Below are 17,161 nucleotides of genomic sequence, written 5' to 3'. Positions count from 1 at the left end.
CTACAGCAAGACCGACTTGATCTTGAGGTCGATGATCTGGTCCTCGTCGTAGCCCAGTTCGGCGAGTACTTCATCGGTGTGCTCGCCGTGCCCCGGGGCGCACGTGAGTTCCAACGGCGTCTCGTCGAATTGAACCGGGCTGCCTGCCAGGGCGAATTCGTTGCCATTGGCATCAGTCGTGCGGGGCAGGTATCCGTTGGCGATCACCTGAGGGTCGGCGTGGATCTCGTGCGCGGTGCGCATCACGTCCCACACGCCCTCGAAACCGGCGAAGGACTTCTCCCAATGGGCGAGATCCTCCGTAGCGAAGATCGCCCTCAGCTCGGCAATGCATTCCCTTCGATTCTCGAAACGCTTTGGCGCAGTGGCGAATCGATCATCCGATGTCAGATCAGGCCGCCCCAGGCGCGCACAGAAGTCAGACCAGAATCGGTCTGCCTGCAGAAGCACAAACGCGATGAACCGGCCGTCCCGGGTCTTATAGAGGTTGACGGCGGGGTTGGGCATCTCTTCGAGTGAGAACTTGGGAACATCTCGACCCGTGACCCCGGCACCTACGATGTTGGGACCGAGTTGCCAGATGGCGGCGCTGAGTAGGGACACGTCGACAACCGACGGCTCGCCCGTACGCTCACGCTTGACCAACGCTCCGGCGATTCCGGCGGCGATCGTCAGGCCGCCATAGACGTCACCAAACGCCGGCAGTTGGAGTGGCGGATAGGATCCATCAGTGGCGGCGTAGCCGTCACCGATCCCTCCCCGAGCCCAATACGCGGCGAGGTCGAAGCCACCCTGGTTCGCCGCCTCGCCCTTTGTTCCGTAACCGTGCCCGCGGGCATAGATGATCTTCGGGTTGCGCGCACGGACCTGGTCCACGTCAATTCCCATGCGGCGCCGCGAGTCGGGCAGCAGGTTGGTGAGGAAGACATCCGCCGACTCGATCAGCTTCATCAACACCTCCCGCCCCTCGGGACTGGAGGTGTCCAATCCGATGCTGCGCTTGCCGCGATTCGGTTGCTCAACGAAGTGGTTCACGCCACCGGCTCCGGCCACGATGCCCGAGTTGATCAGTCCCCGTTGCGGATCGCCAGTCTCAGGGTGTTCGACTTTGATGACGTCGGCGCCCCAATCGGCGAGTACCGCACCTGCTGCCGGAACAAATGTCCATGCGGCGAGTTCGACGACGCGAATCCCGCTCAGTACATCGGTCATGCGGTGGTGTATCCAATCGTCTTGGTGTGGAGGTGTTGTTCGAAGCCTTCGTGACCGTTCTGCCGACCGACGCCGCTCATCTTGTAGCCGCCGAACGGTGCATCTGCGCCATAGAACATGGCACCGTTGAGGTTCATTGTCCCGGTGCGGATTCGCCGGGCCACCGACATCGCCCGGTCGGGCGAACCCATGACTGCGCCTGAGAGACCGTAGCTGGAATTATTCGCCAGCTCGATGAGAGCCTCATCGCCTCCGTCATACGGAGTCACGGTGATCACCGGGCCGAAGATCTCTTCTTGGAACAAGCGGTGGCTCGCGTCGACATCGGCGAACACGGTCGGCGCTACGAAGTAGCCGCGATCGAGCTGCTGCGGCTTGCCGCCGCCGACTGTCACGCGGCCCCCTTGCTGCTTGCCGATCTCGATGTAGTTCAGCACGCGGTCACGTTGCTTGGCCGAGACCAACGGGCCGCAGAACGTTGTGGGATCAGTGGGGTCTCCGACTGGGATCGCCGCAAACATCGCTGTGGCGACCTCGACCGCCTGGTCGTAGGCCTGTCGCGGCACCAGCATTCGGGTGGTCAATCCGCAGCCTTGGCCGGAATGGATCAGCGCTCCAATGCAGCCGGGTAGTGCCGCATCCATATCGGCGTCGTCGAGGACCATGTATGCCGACTTGCCGCCGAGCTCGAGCAGGGTGCGCTTCATGGTGTCGGCGCTCAATCTCTGAAGCAGCGTGCCGACCGCCGTCGAGCCGGTGAAGGACACCATGTCCACACGCGGGTCAGTGGCCAGCAGTTGAGCGACACCATTGTCGGACGTGGGAACGACGTTGAAGACGCCCGCTGGGATGTCGGTCTTTTCGGCAACGATACGGCCCCAGCGCAGTCCGCTCCATGGGGTCTCGATGGCGGGTTTGAGCACCATGGTGTTGCCGGTCGCGAGGATCTGAGCAACTTTGTTGCTGATGATCTCGAACGGGAAGTTCCAAGGGGTGATGGCCCCCACCACACCGAGTGCCTCTTTGACGACCTTGCGTCGATAGGGTGCACCCAGTAACGCCCCGTCGGGCAGCGCGCGCTCCCAAGGGAATTCGGAGATGTAGTGCGCCGGCCACCTGATGCTGTCGGCAATCGGCCAGTCCAGATGAGCAATGTAGGTCGACGACAGCGGCGCACCGACCTCGGCGACCAATTCGGCACGGATGTCTTCCTTTTCCTCCTGCAGCGCTTCGTGAAGCTGCAGGAGACAGTGCCGGCGGAACTCGTGATTGGTCGACCAGTCCGTCGTGTCGAACGCGCGCCGAGCCGCGGCGATGGCCGACTCCATATCCTCTGCGCCGCCGTCGGTGACGACACCGAGGAGCTCCTCAGTAGCCGGGTTGATGTTCTCTGCGGTGCGCCCGGTCGGCGACTCCCGCAACTCCCCATCGATGTAGAGGCGGGTCTCCGCGTTGGACTGGACGGTCGAGGTGGGAATCGACGAGGTCGTCATGGAAGATCCTCCCGAGGTGGCTGTATCGGCCTCACTGTACGCCACTATAGTTAACTATTAATCTAATTTGGCGCAAGAGTGGATACGCGAAGTTGACGACGGCGCGACGCTATCATTCTAACTCTGCACAGATTTTCTGGCGGCTACCTGACTCCACGGAGGGACGTACCGATGGTCCCCTGTTCAATCACCGAAGAGCTCGAGTCTGCGGCATTGAACCGTCCTGACAGTCGGCTGCTGGTCGAGCCAACCGGCACGGTGCTGACGAACACTGAGGTGGCCAGTCTGTCAGCGGCAGCAGCAGACTGGCTGGCAGCGCATGGTGTCGAAAGCACCATGACCGTCGCCTGGCAGCTGCCAAGTCATTGCGCCGCAGCGGTTCTGATGCTGGCGCTTTCACGAAGCGTATCCGTCCAGGCGCCGGTGCTGCATCTGTTCCGCAAACGGGAGGTCGCGGCCGCACTCGAGATCGCCCACGCCGACGTGTTGATCGTCGATGAATCGACGAAGCACAACGCGCCACCAGGTACACGGGTGATTCAGCTTCCGCCGGACTTCCTCGATGTTGTCCGTTCAATGCCGGCGAACCAAGCAACATCAACGGCAAAGAGTTTCCCTCCAGAGCAGCCCCGATGGGTCTTCTTCACATCGGGAACCAGCGGCCAACCGAAAGGAGTGCAGCACAGCGATAAGTCGCTCTTGACGGCAGCGCGGGGCTACGTGAAGTCACTCGGCCTGGGATCGGTGCCCAACGACGTAGGGACCATCAACTTTCCCATCGCACATGTGGGAGGCATCTTCTATCTCTCGTGCGCCCTGATCGGTGAGTTTCCCGTGTTGTTGCTACCGCGGATCGAGTCCGACATCGCTGACGTGCTTGCCGCCAATCGGGTGACGTTTACCGGCTCAAGCACGGCGTTCTACCAGATGCTGCTTTCCGCTCAGCTCGCATCGGATGGCGACGCTCCGATCATCCCTACGCTTCGCATGCTGATCGGTGGTGGTGCGCCCTGCCCACCGGAGCTACACGAAAAGATCAGACATGTTCTGGGGGTGCCCGTTCTGCATGGCTACGGCATGACGGAAGCCCCAACGGTGACGGCGATCCAGCCGTCAGACACCTTTGAACAGCGGTCGAACACGGCGGGCTTGCCCGTTCCCGGTGCCGAGGTGCGCATCGCCTCGACAGGAGAGGTCGAAGTGCGCGGTGATGTCCTGACACCGGGCTATGTCGATCGCGAGCAATGGATCGCGACGGTCACCCAAGAGGGCTGGCTCCGAACCGGCGACACGGGGTTCCTTCGGTCCGACGGCAGGCTGGTGATCACAGGCCGGTTGAAGGACTTGATCATTCGCAAAGGTGAGAATATTGCCCCAGCCGAGATCGAGAACGAGCTGCTGGCTCACCCGTTGATCGACACCGTTGCCGTTCTCGGCCTACCGGACGAAGCGCGCGGCGAGGTCGTATGCGCGGTTGTTCAGCGTTCCGCCAATCATCCCGACGTCACACTCGACGAGATATGCCGATTCCTCGACGAGCGGGGATTCATGAAGCAGAAGTGGCCCGAGCGGTTACACGTGGTCGACGAGCTTCCACTCACAGGCTTGGGCAAGGTGTCGAAGCGCGAACTCGCTCAGCAGCTGACAACCTGAATCGCCGATACGCCAACCGAAGTCACGTCACCGCCAGTGGTCCACCTTCTGCCACGCCACGCACAAGATCGATCGCCAATCCCAACTCCTCGGCCAGCGCAACCGCCGCCGTGACGTCCTTGCGTAGATACGGCGTCGCGCGCCGCTCGAAGGGAGCGAGACCGCCGACCTGCAGCACACGCTGAAGGGCTGTGCTGCTTGCACTGCATGCGCTCAAGGCGGTGAGCAAGGACTGCTCGTCCAATCCCCACGCTGCTCCGGCCGCAGCGGTTGCCGCGAGCAATTGCGAATTGGCTGCGAACAGAAGGTTATTGAGCAGCTTGACCGTCAACGCACTCCCGAGTGCGCCGGTCTCGATTATGGGGTCGGCGTAGGCGTTCACGATGTCCCGCACCACAGAGACAGCACCGGACTCACCGCCCACCAATACCGTCAACTTGCCCTGACCGATATCTTCCGGGCCCCCGCTGACCGGACCGTCGACCATATGCACCTGGGGTGCGCAACGAGCCATCTCAGCGACAAGCGCCGGACTACCCGTCGTATGCGAAACGACGACTGCGCCCTCGCCCAGATGCGCAAGGAAGCCTGCCGCGCCAAAAGCCGTCGCCCGCAGCTGCAGATCCGAGAACAGACACAGGATCAACACATCGCTGGTTATCGCCAGCTCCTTGAGCGAGCGAGTCAGACGCGCCCCGCGCGCGATGTAAGGCGCACACACCTCAGGCCGACGGGCATAGAGAACGATCTCGTGCTGACCACGATCGAGCAGCCGCGACACCATCGGGCCGCCCATTTGACCAATCCCGAAGAAACCGACGCGCGTCATCTCACGCCCTCAATCGGAGTCATGACGCTGGCCGGTCTGTCGCGCCGAATGGTGGTCGAGGCGCCCCGGCCGTTGAACAAAGGCAACGCCCAGAGCCGCCTCAACCCGCATTCAGCATCTTCTTCAGCAGCTAGACGGCCGCGACTTTCGCGTCAGCCGGCCGCGGGAAGTTCAGCATGCGGCGCGCGTTGTCCTCGACGATGAGAGCACATTCGTCATCGGGCACCGTGGCGAGCACCTCAGCCGCCCGCTTGCGTGAGTTGGGCCAGTTCGAATCCGAGTGCGGGAAGTCGATTTCCAGGCAAATTCGGTCGATTCCGATCGCGTGGCGATTGGACAATCCGTGCTCGTCATCGATGAAGCAACCCCAGAAGTGGGAACGGAACAGCTCCGAAGGGCGCGAGTCGAAGTCGATCGCCTGGTAGTAGCGGTGCCGTTCCCAGACGTAGTCGGCACGCTCCAAGATGTAGGGCACCCAACCGATGCCGCCCTCGGACAGTGAGAACTGAAGATTCGGGAACTTCTGCAGCTTGCCGGAGAACAACAGGTCGACGGTAGACCACATCAGATTGGTCGCAAAGATGGTGATTGCCACCGCGAAGGGGGCCGCGATCTGCTGGGTTGCCAGGTCGTCCTGGAAGGTGGAGGTCTTGGTGAACGAGAACCCGGGCACATAGCCGCCTGCCCCGAAGTGCAGCGACACCGGCATGCCAGCGTCCGAGCAAACCTGCCATAGATCGTCCCAGTGATCTGAGTGGAACGACGGCAGACCCAATGGCACCGGGCTGTCGGGGAAGGACACCGTCCTCACTCCCTTGGCGGCCAAGCGCTCAGCCTCGGCTACAGACGCGTCGATGTCCCAGATCGGGAGGATGCCAAGTGGAATGAAGCGATCAGGCGCCGCCGCACACCACTCGTCAACGTGGAAGTCGTTCCACGCTTTGACAGACAGCAGGGCCAAGTCGCGATCCTTGCCCCGATAGAACGTTCCACCCGCGAACCCTGGGAACGAAGGGAAGCACAGGGCCGCCTGAACGCCGTCGAGATCCATGTCCGCGACCCGCGCTACCGGGTCGTAGCAGCCGGGGATCATGTCTTCGTAGCGCACCGGATCGGTGCCCCACTCCTCCGGCGGCTTCCCCGCCACCGCGTTCAGACCGATCGTCGGGTACAACGTGTTGTCGTATGACCACAGATGCTGGCCGTCCACCTCGACGATCCTGGGGCCTGCCTCACGAAACTTCTCCGGCAAGCGGTCCTGCCAGACTCGGGGATGCTCGATGAGGTGGTCATCGACTGACACGATCTGATGGGTGTCTTGTAAAGGCATCCTTGGCTCCTTACGCCTCTGGCAGAGGGGGATGTGATTGTTGACTCATCCAGGATTCTACTCCTGGCAAGATTCTATAATTTCTTTGAATCTTATTCCGAGCCGCCGCCGCGATCAAGCACCTTCTCGCTGAAGCGACGGCCGACATCGGTCGACGTGGGTAGCGGGTCAGCGGACGGTGAAGCCCGCATCAACGGGGAGAGTGATACCCGTGACGTACTGGGCCTTGTCACTGACGAGCCACTCGACGGCATCGGCGATGTCCTCGGGCTGCAGAATCTGGACCGGCAGGGCGTTCTGCATCGCCATGATCTCGGGGCTGCCGCTCTCGACCATTTTGGCCAATGCGTCATTCATCGTCATGCCACTGGCCACGCCGGTCGGATGGATGGTGTTGACCCTGATGTTGTGGGGGGCCAGATCCAGCGCTAACACCTGCATGAGTCCGACGATGCCGCGCTTTGAGGCGGTGTACGCCTGGGCACCGGTCTTATGGGTACCTGTGCCTTTGAGGCCGGCGGAGGAACTGGTGATGACGATCGAACCGCCGCGCCCACCGTCGATCATGGGCTGACGAGCGAGGAAGCAGGTGTTCCAGACGCCGGTCAAGTTGGTGTTGATGATGTCGTTCCAGGTGGCGATCGGATCTTCATCTTCGCCGTAGCGCACTATTCCGGCGTTGGCGATGGCAATGTCGAGGCGACCGAAATGCGCAAGCCCGTCATCGAGGACCGCCTTCAGCGCCGCCTGGTCGGCGACGTCGGCCACGCCGGTCACGATCTTGGCGCCCTCGGCCTCCACGAGATCCCGGGTCTCGTCGAGGTCGGCTCGAGTCGCGTTCGGGTAGTCCATGGTCGGAATGTCCCGACAGATGTCTACCGCAATGATGTTGACACCGCGGCTAGCGAGCCGAACCGCGTGAGCGCGCCCCTGCCCGCGCGCTGCACCGGTGATCAACGCGACTTTGCCACTGAAGAAGTCGGACATGGCAATGCTCCCATTCGTCATCGAAAAGGTGTGAACAGCAGAGCTACGGCCGTAGCGGCCGGAACCGCTTCTTTGAACACGCCGCAATTGCCGGCACGCACGTAGCTCCCTTCGGCAAGGAGCACAGGTGCTGACATATCAGCCACCAGACGGCCGGCGCGTACGTTAAACGATCCTGTCAACACGACGACACTGTCCGATGATCTGTCTCCCAAACGACAAACTAGGCAAGAGTGTCGGTCGAGTCAAGGTTGGGTTCGAAGTCTGGGAAAGGTTGAATGGACGGTATGGGGACACGGACCGTAGCGCGGACCCCCGCCTGGGGCGCGGATCTGCCGACTAGTGACGACCAGGCGCGCGACCGCCTGCTAGACGCGGCGGAGGCGTGTTACGCAGAGCGCGGGCTGGACGCCACGAAGATGACCCACATAGCGAACAAGGCAGGGGTCCATCGCAGCACCGTGTACAGCTATTTCCCGAATCGCGATGCGGTGCTGGCCGAGTGCTTCCTGCGGGCAGTGACAGCAGTGCTCGACGCGACGCAGCGCTGTTGGGAAACCGATGAGCCGTTCGCAGACCAATTGGTGAGTAGCTGCATGGTTGGCATTGCGGCAGCGCGGGAGTCACCGACGATGCGAATGTTCACCTTCGACGACAAATTGGGTCGCACCTACCACGCCGCTTCGGCATCCGAGAAATGGCAGAGCCGTTTGAGAGAGGTACTCGGCGAGCGATTCGCCGACGCCGCGGCACGAGGGGACGTCCGCGACGATGTGGCCCCGGAGACGATGGCCTACTGGGTGGCTCGCATCTGTTTCAGCCTCATGGCCGAGCCCGGGCCAGCCGAGTACGGCGGTGACGAGGGGTTGCTCCGCGCCTTTCTGCCGGGAGCGTTCTCGCCGCGGTGACGGTATGCCGCCGAGCCTCAGCTGGCGGGCAGCAGGCCATACAGCGCGGCGGCGTCCGCGACGCCGCGCAACAAGTCGTTGAGGTGGGTACACGTCGACGTCCCGCGGAACTCGCGCCGCACGCGGTGGTGCAGTTGATCGAGCCTCATTCCGATGAGCCGAGTCGCGCTGGCGACGGCGCCCGGACATTCCTGCCAGGGTAGTACGCGGGCCACCGCCTGCGCGCTCACGATTGTCTGGGTATCGGACTCCACGACGGCCGTGACCGTGTACTCGTGGATGATGGTCTCGATGCCGTCGGCGCGAACGTAGGTGTCGCGGAACATCGCATCGATTTCCATCTCTGAGGCCCCGTTGCGTTTCACGTCAAGTCGCCGCCGACGACGCATCCCGTGGACGGGTAGCGCCGACATGTCATGCCACGCCAACGGGTCGTCGGGGTCCTCGAGTCGCGGTGCCGGCGGTCCAGTCACAACAGCAGGGACCCCGGACTCAAATGACGTCATGAGCAGTCCGCCGGTCACGAAACCCGCACATTGGTCTGCGACCGGGAGGTAGCCCGACGTGGCGCCGTTCCCGAGCGCGCCGGACGCCGACAATGCATGCCCAGAGATCAGGGTGGCGACCGGGACGTCATCGAGCAGCGCATAGCGCAGGTCGCGGTGCTCGCTCAACTCCGGAGCTGCCTTGTCGACCGCGGCCCGGAATCCGCCCATCGCCGGAGCGCCGACCAAATCCATTCCTGCGACCACGGGTTCGACGTCGATCTGCCGAACTACGCGGGTGAGCTTCTCGACCGCCACGCGCATGCTGGCCTGGCCTATCTCAACAGCCATACCGTCATGCGTAGTCATCAGGTCCCGTGCCCGTCCAGAGAGATACACCGGATCAAGGGAGCCCGCATCACGTGTCATGTCTATCGAGGTTGTGCGCCGAATCGAGCCGGGGCAACGTGCCGGCGTGCTCGTCGTCGGTTCGTGAATGCCGTGCAGCGGATGCATCCCGGCATCTGGTAAGCCCAACTCAATAGCGCTCATGGGACGTCACGGCTCACTGTGGCGAACTCGGCCGCAACGCACCCTGCATTGCCGCACTTGCCGATTGGCAATTCACCACCAGTTCGCATGAGCACCTCTTTGCTGTGAGCCTGTTTGCTGTGAATCGCTCAGATTCGTCATTGCAACCGAAAATCGAGTGTAGCTTCGAATGCCCTCTCGCGAGCACGCCGCCGCGAACCGCGGGCTTCGGTCTACCCCGTCGCCATATTTCGCTATTCCTATAAACGTATTGATATATCTTGGTATGGTCGCTGAGGCGTCGTTCAGCTTCGGCGCATGGCGGATCACCGTGGCCGATGCGCACTGTCTGCACATCCGGCGGAAAGGAAACATAATCGTGGGTTTGCTCGACGGTCGGGTTGTCTTTATCACCGGTGCGGCACGCGGTCAGGGCCGCTCGCACGCAGTCACTCTCGCAGAAGAAGGCGCGAACATCGTCGCCGTGGACGTTTGTCACGACATCGACGGCGTTCCGTACAAGTTGGGCACGTGGGAGGACCTCGAAGAGACCGCTCGCCTTGTGGAGAAGACCGGCCGCGAGATTCACTTCGAAGCGGCCGATGTTCGGGACAAGTCGGCCCTGCAGGCAGTATTCGATGCGGGGGTCCGCCAGTTCGGCTATGTCGACACGGTGTTGGCCAATGCCGGGCTCATCCTCTCCAACCCCGACGAAGTCGATGCACCGGAAGCCCTGCGCCTGGGTATCGACGTCATGCAGATCGGTGTCTGGAATACCTTCCAGGTAGCCATCCCGCACCTCAAGGAGCGTGGCAAGGGCGGACATTTGATCGCGACCAGCTCGATGGCAGCCCTGCTGGACATGACCGACGGCGGCGGCGGTTCTGATGCCTATCTGATGACGAAGGTGGCGGTTGTCGCACTAGTCAGGGCATATGCCAATATGCTTGCACCACACAGGATTCGGGTTAACGCGGTTGCGCCGACCAATTGCGCGACACCGATGGTGCTGGAGAACCCGGCACTGTTCAAGATGATCGAGCAGACGCCACACATGGCCAATGCCATGCAGACAGCGTTGCCTGACTTCCCGATGATCGAGCCCAAGGACGTCAGCAACGCCATCCTTTTCCTCCTGTCCGACCTCGGCCGAACGTTCACCGGCAGTCTCCTCAAGGTCGACGCGGGCATGGACGTCCGCCGCTAGCCAAGAAACCCTGCCCGGGTTTGGGCAGGATTCCAGCGAGGGCTGTTCGGGACTCGGTGACCGCCCTCGCTGGAATCCTTACTGGCCCTTGTCGAAAGGTGCTGTCGGTGCGCGGCGTCGGACTGGCTCCGCCCACAGGAGCGCGCCTCCTGCGAAGTTGCTGACCCTGGCGCGGCGCTCGCACCGCCGATGACCCCAAAGTCACCGGCGATTCGTATGTTCAGGGGTGCTGCGCCGCGGGAACTGATCCGCCTACGAGAACCACTCTGCCTTCATATCAACAGTCGTACTGTCGAGGGATTCCAGCAACTCCAGCTGCGGATCTACCCGGGGAAGCTCGTAGCGATAGAAGAACCGGCCCGCTTGGACCTTTCCTGCGTAGAAATCAGTGTCCCGGGACGAGCTGACGAGCAACAGCTCCAGCCATATCCAGGCGATCACCAAGTGGCCGAACGCCTCGAGGTAGATTGCGCTGTTGGCAAGCGCCAGTTCACGATCCGCTTCACCGACCAGTTTGGCGGTTACCTCGATCAAACGGGTCCACCGCCCACCCAGTTGGCCGGCAATATGCGCGAGTTCCTCACCACGAGCGGTCGCAGTGTCGATCGTCTTGGCGATGCGGTCGGACAACAAAGCAAGACTTGCACCGTCGTGCTGAGTCACCTTGCGGCCGAGCAGGTCGAGACTCTGAATGCCGTGTGTGCCCTCGTGGATGGGATTCAAGCGGTTATCGCGGTAGTGCTGCTCCACGTCATAGTCACGGGTATATCCGTACCCTCCGTGTACCTGGATGGCGAGATCATTGGCCGCAAGACACCACTGCGAGGGCCAACTCTTGGCAATCGGCGTCAGCACGTCAAGCAGCAGCGTCGCTTCGGCGGACTCCTTCTTGTCCGCACCGCTGGAGCGGACGTCGACGAGGTTCGCACAGTACAGCGCAAGAGCCAAGGCGCCTTCGACATAGGACTTTTGGGTCAGCAGCATGCGGCGGACGTCGGCATGCTCGATGATGGGAACCGGCTTGTCGTCAACGCCCTTGCGAGCCGCGGCCCGGCCCTGCAGCCGCTCGCTCGCGTACCGCACCGACTTGAGGTAACCGGTATATCCCAGTGCGACGGCACCGATACCGACGCCGAGCCGTGCCTCGTTCATCATGTGGAACATGTACGAGATACCGGCATTGGGTTGACCCACAAGGTAACCCACTGCGCCGGCCGACCCGTACGGACGGTGGGTACCGTCGCCGAAGTTCAGGACGGTGTTCGTTGTGCCGCGGTAGCCCATCTTGTGATTGAGTCCACCCAGTGCGACGTCGTTACGTTCGCCAATCGCCGCATCGTCGTCGACGAGGAACTTGGGCACGACGAACAGCGACAGCCCCTTGACCCCCGCCGGCGCCCCGGCGATGCGCGCGAGGACCAGATGCACGATGTTCTCGGTGATCTCGTGCTCACCGCCCGAGATCCACATTTTGCTGCCGAAAAGTCGGTAATGGCCCCCATCGGTCAGCTCGGCACGAGTGGTGATGTCGGCGAGCGACGATCCCGCTTGCGGCTCGGAGAGACACATGGTGCCCGAAAACCGGCCGGCGAGCATCGGTTTGACGAATAGCTCGTGATCACGAGTGCTGCCATAGGTGGCCAGCAGGTTGGCATTGGCCATGGTGAGCATGAGATAGGCGGCTGTGCTGACATTCGCGGCGTGGAACCAGGCGAAGCCCGCATTTGCCACGGTGACCGGCAGCTGCGCACCGCCGAGTTCGTAGTCCATGCTCATTCCGATGAGGTCTGCGGCCGCGAAGGCCTCGAACGCTCGCTTCACCTCGGGATTGACGTGCACGCGGCTTCCGTCGAAGGTCGGCTCCCGGGTGTCATTGAGCTTGTTGTGTGGTGCGAAGTACTTCTCGGCCAGTTGTTCGCAGAGGTCGAGCACCCCGTCGAATGTCTCCCTGCTGTGGTCGGAGTAGCGGGCACGCTGCGTCAGGTCTTCGACACCGAGCCAGTCATAGAGCAGGAAGTCGATATCTCGCCGTGAAAGGATGTCGTTGGGCATGAAAGCTCCCTGATGTTGGATGGTGACGGCACATCGCCCGGCGTCGGCTCTGGGACGACGACGCGCCGGTCAGCGGACTTAGACTGTTGAGTCAGGTGCTGTCAGCTTCTGACGCCATTGTTCTCGCAGCGCGAACTTCTGGACTTTGCCGGTGCCGTTCTTCGGCAGCGGCTCGAACACCATCCGCTTCGGCACCTTGAATCCGCCGATCTGGGCACGGACGTGTTGTTCGATGGCCGCCTGGTCGGGGGTGGCTCCGGGATGCAGGGTGATGTGCGCGACCGGAACCTCGCCCCAGCGGTCGTCGGGGATGGCGATGACGGCGACTTCCAGCACCGACTCGTGCGAAGCGATGGCGTTCTCGACTTCGATCGACGAGATGTTCTCGCCCCCGGAAATGATGATGTCCTTACTCCGGTCTCGGAGCTCCAAGTAGCCGTCCTCGTGGAGCACGCCGAGATCACCGGTGCGGAACCACCCGTCGGGCACGGCAGCCGCTGTCGCGTCGAGATCTTTGTAATAGCCGGCCATCACGTTGTTTCCGCGAATCGCAACTTCGCCGATCGACTGCCCATCTGCGGGAACGTCGGCGCCATCGGCATCGACGACACGAATGGGCTGGGAGACGATGTTGCAGACCCCTTGCCTGGCCTTGAGCCGGGCTCGGCGCGGCGGATCGAGGTCGTCCCAGGACTTCTGCCATTCGCAGATGACGGCAGGTCCGTAGGTCTCAGTGAGACCGTAGAGGTGGACGACATCGATGTTCAGTTCGGCGAGGCGGGCCAGGATGGTGGGGGTCGGCGGGGCGCCGCCGGTCCCGACGAGCAGCTTGTGTCCGTCATTCAGGCGGTGGGCTGCCTCGCTGTAGGCGATGGACGTCAGGACGGTGGGCGCGCCGTTGAGATGGGTGATGCCCTCCTCGTCGATCAACCGCCAAATCTGTGCGTGATCCACCGCCCGCAAACAGACATGGGTGCCACCGACGGCGGTTACCGCCCAGGTGAAGCACCAGCCGTTGCAGTGGAACATCGGTAGTGTCCACAGCATTCGCGTATTGCTGTCCAGCCCCATCTGGGATGCCATCGCGACCGATTGCAGGTAAGCGCCCCGGTGGTGATACATGACACCCTTGGGCTTGCCGGTGGTTCCACTCGTGTAGTTGAGCGACAGCAGGGCGTTCTCGTCGGTGATCGGCTGCGTCCCAGGCTCCGCGGCGACAAGCAGCCGCTCGTATTCGTCAGCCTCGCCCCCGCATCGCACCAGCTTCACCCGTCCGGCGACCAGGTCCGCAACCGAGTGGGCGAGGTTCGACAGCGAGTCGTCGTAGATGAGCACGGAAGCTTCCGCGTGCTCGATGATCCAGGCGAGCTCAGGTGCGGACAATCGGATGTTGAGGGTGAGCAGAGGTGAACCCGACCAGGGCACACCGTAGTGCGACTCGAGCAACATGTAGCTGTTCGGAGCGAGGATCGCCACCGGGTTGCCGCCGGCCGCAGCGGTGAGCGCACCGGCCAACCGCGTGCTCCGGTCGAGCAGTTCGCGATAGCTGAATGTCCGCTCACCGTCGATGACGGCGGTCTTGTCACCGTAAACCGCGGCAGCGCGGCGCAGGAAGCCGACTGGCGTCAGGGGTTCGAACCAGAATTCGCTGGGCATAGCGTCAGAGGTTCACACCGGAATCCACTGGACCAAGTGCTTTGGCGATCTGCTCGTGGAAGTGGATCAAACCGGGCTCGTTCTGGCCGAGTACCACTGCGTCGAGGCTGCCGCGCTCCAAACCTTCCTGGATCTTCTTGCACATGGGGAAGTCTTCCTGGCCGGTGACCTGCATGAGGATGTCCAGATTGAGGATCCACTTCTTGATCGTGTCGTCGTTGGGCGGTTCGGGCGCATAGATGCTCGTCTCCACCACCGCATTGCCGGGCGTCTCGTGCGGGAAGATCCGCCACACTTCGAAATGGTCGAGCTGGTGCACAACAAGGGTATTGGGGAAGACGAAGTAATGGATTGTCGCGTGCGGCGGGAACTGCCAGGTGCTCCGGTCCTCACCGATGTCGTCGATCGTCTTTCGGATTCCGATAAGCCGGCAATGCTCGTTGTAGGCGTCGAACAGCTGCGGGTGGGAGTGGTAGAGCCGAGAGATGGTCGTGCTGTGCAGCGAAAAGACGTGGTACGCCTCGAGGAACGTATCGATGACCATCTTCCAGTTGCAGTTCTGGATCGCTTTGCGTGTTTCGACATGGTGGAAACCTGCCAGCCCGAAACTGTCGAGGTCCTCGCTCAACCGACCCAGGCGGGAATCGGCATCGACAGGGCCACCCTCGAGTTGAGCGAAGATCAACCCGTGCGCCTCATCGGACGAGACCTCCTTCAAGCCGAAGGACTCGCCAGGCACATCGAAGAAGTCTTTGGCGATCGGCTTGCGTATCACCTCGCCGTCCAACGAGTACAACCAAGCGTGGAACGGGCAGCTCAGGTTCCGCGCCCCGCTCCGGCGGCAGTCGGGCTCGACCAGCGGCGCACCCCGATGCCGGCACGCGTTGACAAAGACCCTGGCGCGGCCATCCTTGGCTCGGGTCACCAGCAGCGGCACGCCATCGATGTGCGTCGCGAGGACTGACCCGACATCCGGAACATCGGCCGTCAAGCACACCACGATGGGCTGGCGGCGGAACAGCAGCTCACGTTCCAGCTCCAGTTGCTCAGGTGAGGTGTACTCACTGGCGGACAACATGAGGGGCCCGTCGCTCAGTTGCGTCGACTTCTCACCCGCGAACTTGCGGTAACGCTCAATGAGTTCGTGTTGGACTGCGACCTGCATTGTTACGATCCCTGACCTCTCGAGCCTGCCATTGCCAACTTTCTATATATGAGTAGATTCTAGCGGCAGCTCCGTTCTGAGGCAAGCGCGGCGATCTCAGGCGCGTATCCCAGCTCCGTAACACCCCTTGGTCGCCATTCCCTATCCTGTCGGAAATGAACAAGGCGGTGGTGGGACGCTTTCACGTCCGCGCCACCGCCCTGCCTAGAGCCTTTCCCGCTGTCCCAGCAGGTCGCAGTCAGCGTCCGAAATAGACGTCGACCCAGGTCCGCCCATTGCCGGGCACATCGCTCGGCGAAGCCGGCTTGCCACCCGTGGGGATCGGAGTGCCATTCCCCGGAGTGGTGCACTTGTTCTCCGGACCGCAGAGCGAGTTCGTCAGATGCGTTGGGTAGACCGCCGACGCATCGTTGTCGTTCTGCAGGCTGATGCCGATCATGACGATGTTGTAGCTCACGTAGCAGATGTTGGTCACCGCACCCAGGGCCAGGATCTGCAGCAGGACCTTCGTCTTGTAGGACACGTTGAGACGATCAACGCCGCGCTCGACGACCGAGTGTCCACGGTCGTCCAGGTAGAACCGGAGCACCATGAGCGGCGCCCACCCGAAGCCGCCCCAGACGAGCGCTTCGTAGATCGGGAACTGATGAGATGTCCCCTGCCACAACGTGAGCCAACCCACGGTGTTGAAGTAGGCGATGTTGTGACCGAAGCACAGAACACTCTCGATGAGGAGGTCCATGACAGCCATGAAGCCGACCGACCACAGGATGATCCCGAGCTTGCCGGTCTCCGGCCAGCGCTTCATCACGAACTTGCGCAGGAAGCCGCATCCGAGCATGCACAGTGCCGCACTCCACATGAACCCGATACCGATCGCGGCCGTGGGCTCGGGCATCAGGTTGGCCCGCGGCGAGACCCACCCCGGCACATCGGTCGTCCACGAGCCGAAGTTGATCATCAAGGAGGTGTAGGAGAACGTCGGCACGACGTAATTGAGCACCGGATCCCACTGAACGAGCATCACGTAAGCGATCATGAGCATTAGATCGAACGTGACGCGCCGTTCCCTGATGCATCTGCGGATCACGAAGAAGAGCGCCACGCCGACGGCAACGAGAGCAGCCACCTGCGCGCCGATGTTGAACGCGATCTCTCCGCTTGTCGGCTCGTCCTTGCCCAGCGGGGTCGGCGTTGCGCGACCGCCGAGAATCCAGCTCCCGGCAATGTATGCCGCGGACACCATGAACAAAGCGCCGATCGTCGCCCACACCAGGATGGGGGTTGACGTCCGCACCCGCGGCGCTTTCCTGACTGTCTCCGGGCCGCTGAGCTGCGGCTCGACCTCCAGTGTGGCCACGATCACCTCCGTGTGATTAGTTAAACAAATAACTGCAAAAAGTAACGTAGCGCACACACCCTCCGAATGGAAGTCAGAATCTGGTCACGAGCTGAAAATTGAGCCGTCCCGCCGACTGCCGGTCACAGCGCTCGAACAGCCCCGTTGATCAATTTTCTATAGCGTGGTAGATTCTGACCCGAATCTAGGCACCGGAGCAGTACGCAGATCTTGACCCCCTGCATTGGCGCCTGACCTTCGTCGAACGGCGTACCCATGACCTCGTCAGTCGTGAGCTCACAAGGCAGCCCCAC

General features: G+C 62.2%; 13 protein-coding genes. 3 read left to right on the top strand and 10 right to left on the bottom strand.

Going from position 1 to position 17,161, the window contains the following annotated elements; genetic code table 11:
• Together G6N35_RS20465 and G6N35_RS20460 are read right to left on the bottom strand one after the other, a co-directional pair.
• Complete coding sequence (locus tag G6N35_RS20465; protein ID WP_163805897.1) at positions 1-1,212, bottom strand: CaiB/BaiF CoA transferase family protein; 1,212 nt, start codon at positions 1,210-1,212, stop codon at positions 1-3.
• Positions 1,209-2,705 (bottom strand): aldehyde dehydrogenase family protein, encoded by a 1,497-nt coding sequence (locus G6N35_RS20460; RefSeq protein ID WP_163805896.1) that lies wholly within the window; start codon positions 2,703-2,705, stop codon positions 1,209-1,211. The genes G6N35_RS20465 and G6N35_RS20460 overlap by 4 nt, the downstream gene beginning before the upstream one ends.
• Positions 2,706-2,876: 171 nt before the next feature.
• Between G6N35_RS20460 and G6N35_RS20455 the strand changes: the two genes are divergently transcribed.
• Positions 2,877-4,358 carry a class I adenylate-forming enzyme family protein gene (locus tag G6N35_RS20455; RefSeq protein ID WP_163805895.1) on the top strand — a complete coding sequence of 494 codons (1,482 nt, stop codon included), beginning with the start codon at positions 2,877-2,879 and terminating at the stop codon, positions 4,356-4,358.
• A gap of 22 nt (positions 4,359-4,380) precedes the next feature.
• On the opposite strand, the gene G6N35_RS20450 is transcribed toward G6N35_RS20455, so the two are convergent.
• The 3 genes from G6N35_RS20450 to G6N35_RS20440 all read right to left on the bottom strand — a co-directional run bounded on the left by G6N35_RS20450 (position 4,381) and on the right by G6N35_RS20440 (position 7,504).
• Positions 4,381-5,187, bottom strand: a complete 807-nt coding sequence (locus G6N35_RS20450) for an NAD(P)-dependent oxidoreductase (RefSeq protein WP_163805894.1) — start codon at positions 5,185-5,187, stop codon at positions 4,381-4,383.
• Between the two features lie 130 nt (positions 5,188-5,317).
• Positions 5,318-6,517 (bottom strand): amidohydrolase family protein, encoded by a 1,200-nt coding sequence (locus G6N35_RS20445; RefSeq protein WP_163805893.1) that lies wholly within the window; start codon positions 6,515-6,517, stop codon positions 5,318-5,320.
• Positions 6,518-6,685: 168 nt separating this feature from the next.
• Positions 6,686-7,504, bottom strand: coding sequence for a mycofactocin-coupled SDR family oxidoreductase (locus G6N35_RS20440; protein ID WP_163805892.1), 819 nt, complete (start codon positions 7,502-7,504; stop codon positions 6,686-6,688).
• 278 nt (positions 7,505-7,782) lie between these two features.
• Between G6N35_RS20440 and G6N35_RS20435 the strand changes: the two genes are divergently transcribed.
• Positions 7,783-8,412: a TetR/AcrR family transcriptional regulator gene (locus tag G6N35_RS20435; RefSeq protein WP_163805891.1), complete on the top strand. Its 630-nt coding sequence runs from the start codon at positions 7,783-7,785 to the stop codon at positions 8,410-8,412.
• Positions 8,413-8,429: 17 nt separating this feature from the next.
• Here the strand turns inward: G6N35_RS20435 and G6N35_RS20430 are convergent, their stop codons facing one another.
• Positions 8,430-9,449, bottom strand: a complete 1,020-nt coding sequence (locus G6N35_RS20430) for a DUF2889 domain-containing protein (RefSeq protein WP_179967395.1) — start codon at positions 9,447-9,449, stop codon at positions 8,430-8,432.
• A 358-nt stretch (positions 9,450-9,807) separates the two neighbouring features.
• On the opposite strand from G6N35_RS20430, the gene G6N35_RS20425 reads away from it, so the two are divergent.
• Complete coding sequence (locus tag G6N35_RS20425; protein WP_163807816.1) at positions 9,808-10,635, top strand: mycofactocin-coupled SDR family oxidoreductase; 828 nt, start codon at positions 9,808-9,810, stop codon at positions 10,633-10,635.
• A gap of 252 nt (positions 10,636-10,887) precedes the next feature.
• On the opposite strand, the gene G6N35_RS20420 is transcribed toward G6N35_RS20425, so the two are convergent.
• The 4 genes from G6N35_RS20420 to G6N35_RS20405 all read right to left on the bottom strand — a co-directional run bounded on the left by G6N35_RS20420 (position 10,888) and on the right by G6N35_RS20405 (position 16,868).
• Entirely contained in the window at positions 10,888-12,687 is a 1,800-nt protein-coding gene (locus tag G6N35_RS20420) for an acyl-CoA dehydrogenase (RefSeq protein WP_163805889.1), read from the bottom strand.
• Between the two features lie 78 nt (positions 12,688-12,765).
• Complete coding sequence (locus G6N35_RS20415) at positions 12,766-14,343, bottom strand: AMP-binding protein (RefSeq protein ID WP_163805888.1); 1,578 nt, start codon at positions 14,341-14,343, stop codon at positions 12,766-12,768.
• A gap of 4 nt (positions 14,344-14,347) precedes the next feature.
• Complete coding sequence (locus G6N35_RS20410) at positions 14,348-15,508, bottom strand: aromatic ring-hydroxylating oxygenase subunit alpha (protein ID WP_163805887.1); 1,161 nt, start codon at positions 15,506-15,508, stop codon at positions 14,348-14,350.
• 238 nt (positions 15,509-15,746) lie between these two features.
• A complete protein-coding gene (locus tag G6N35_RS20405; RefSeq protein WP_163805886.1) occupies positions 15,747-16,868 on the bottom strand; it encodes a spirocyclase AveC family protein in 1,122 nt (373 codons plus the stop codon).
• Positions 16,869-17,161: the final 293 nt, after the last annotated feature.

Origin of the sequence: Mycolicibacterium anyangense (assembly GCF_010731855.1) — a bacterium.
GTDB classification, from domain to species: domain Bacteria; phylum Actinomycetota; class Actinomycetes; order Mycobacteriales; family Mycobacteriaceae; genus Mycobacterium; species Mycobacterium anyangense.
The sequence above is the reverse complement of the archived record's forward strand: the minus strand, read 5'-3'. Positions and strand labels throughout refer to the sequence as shown.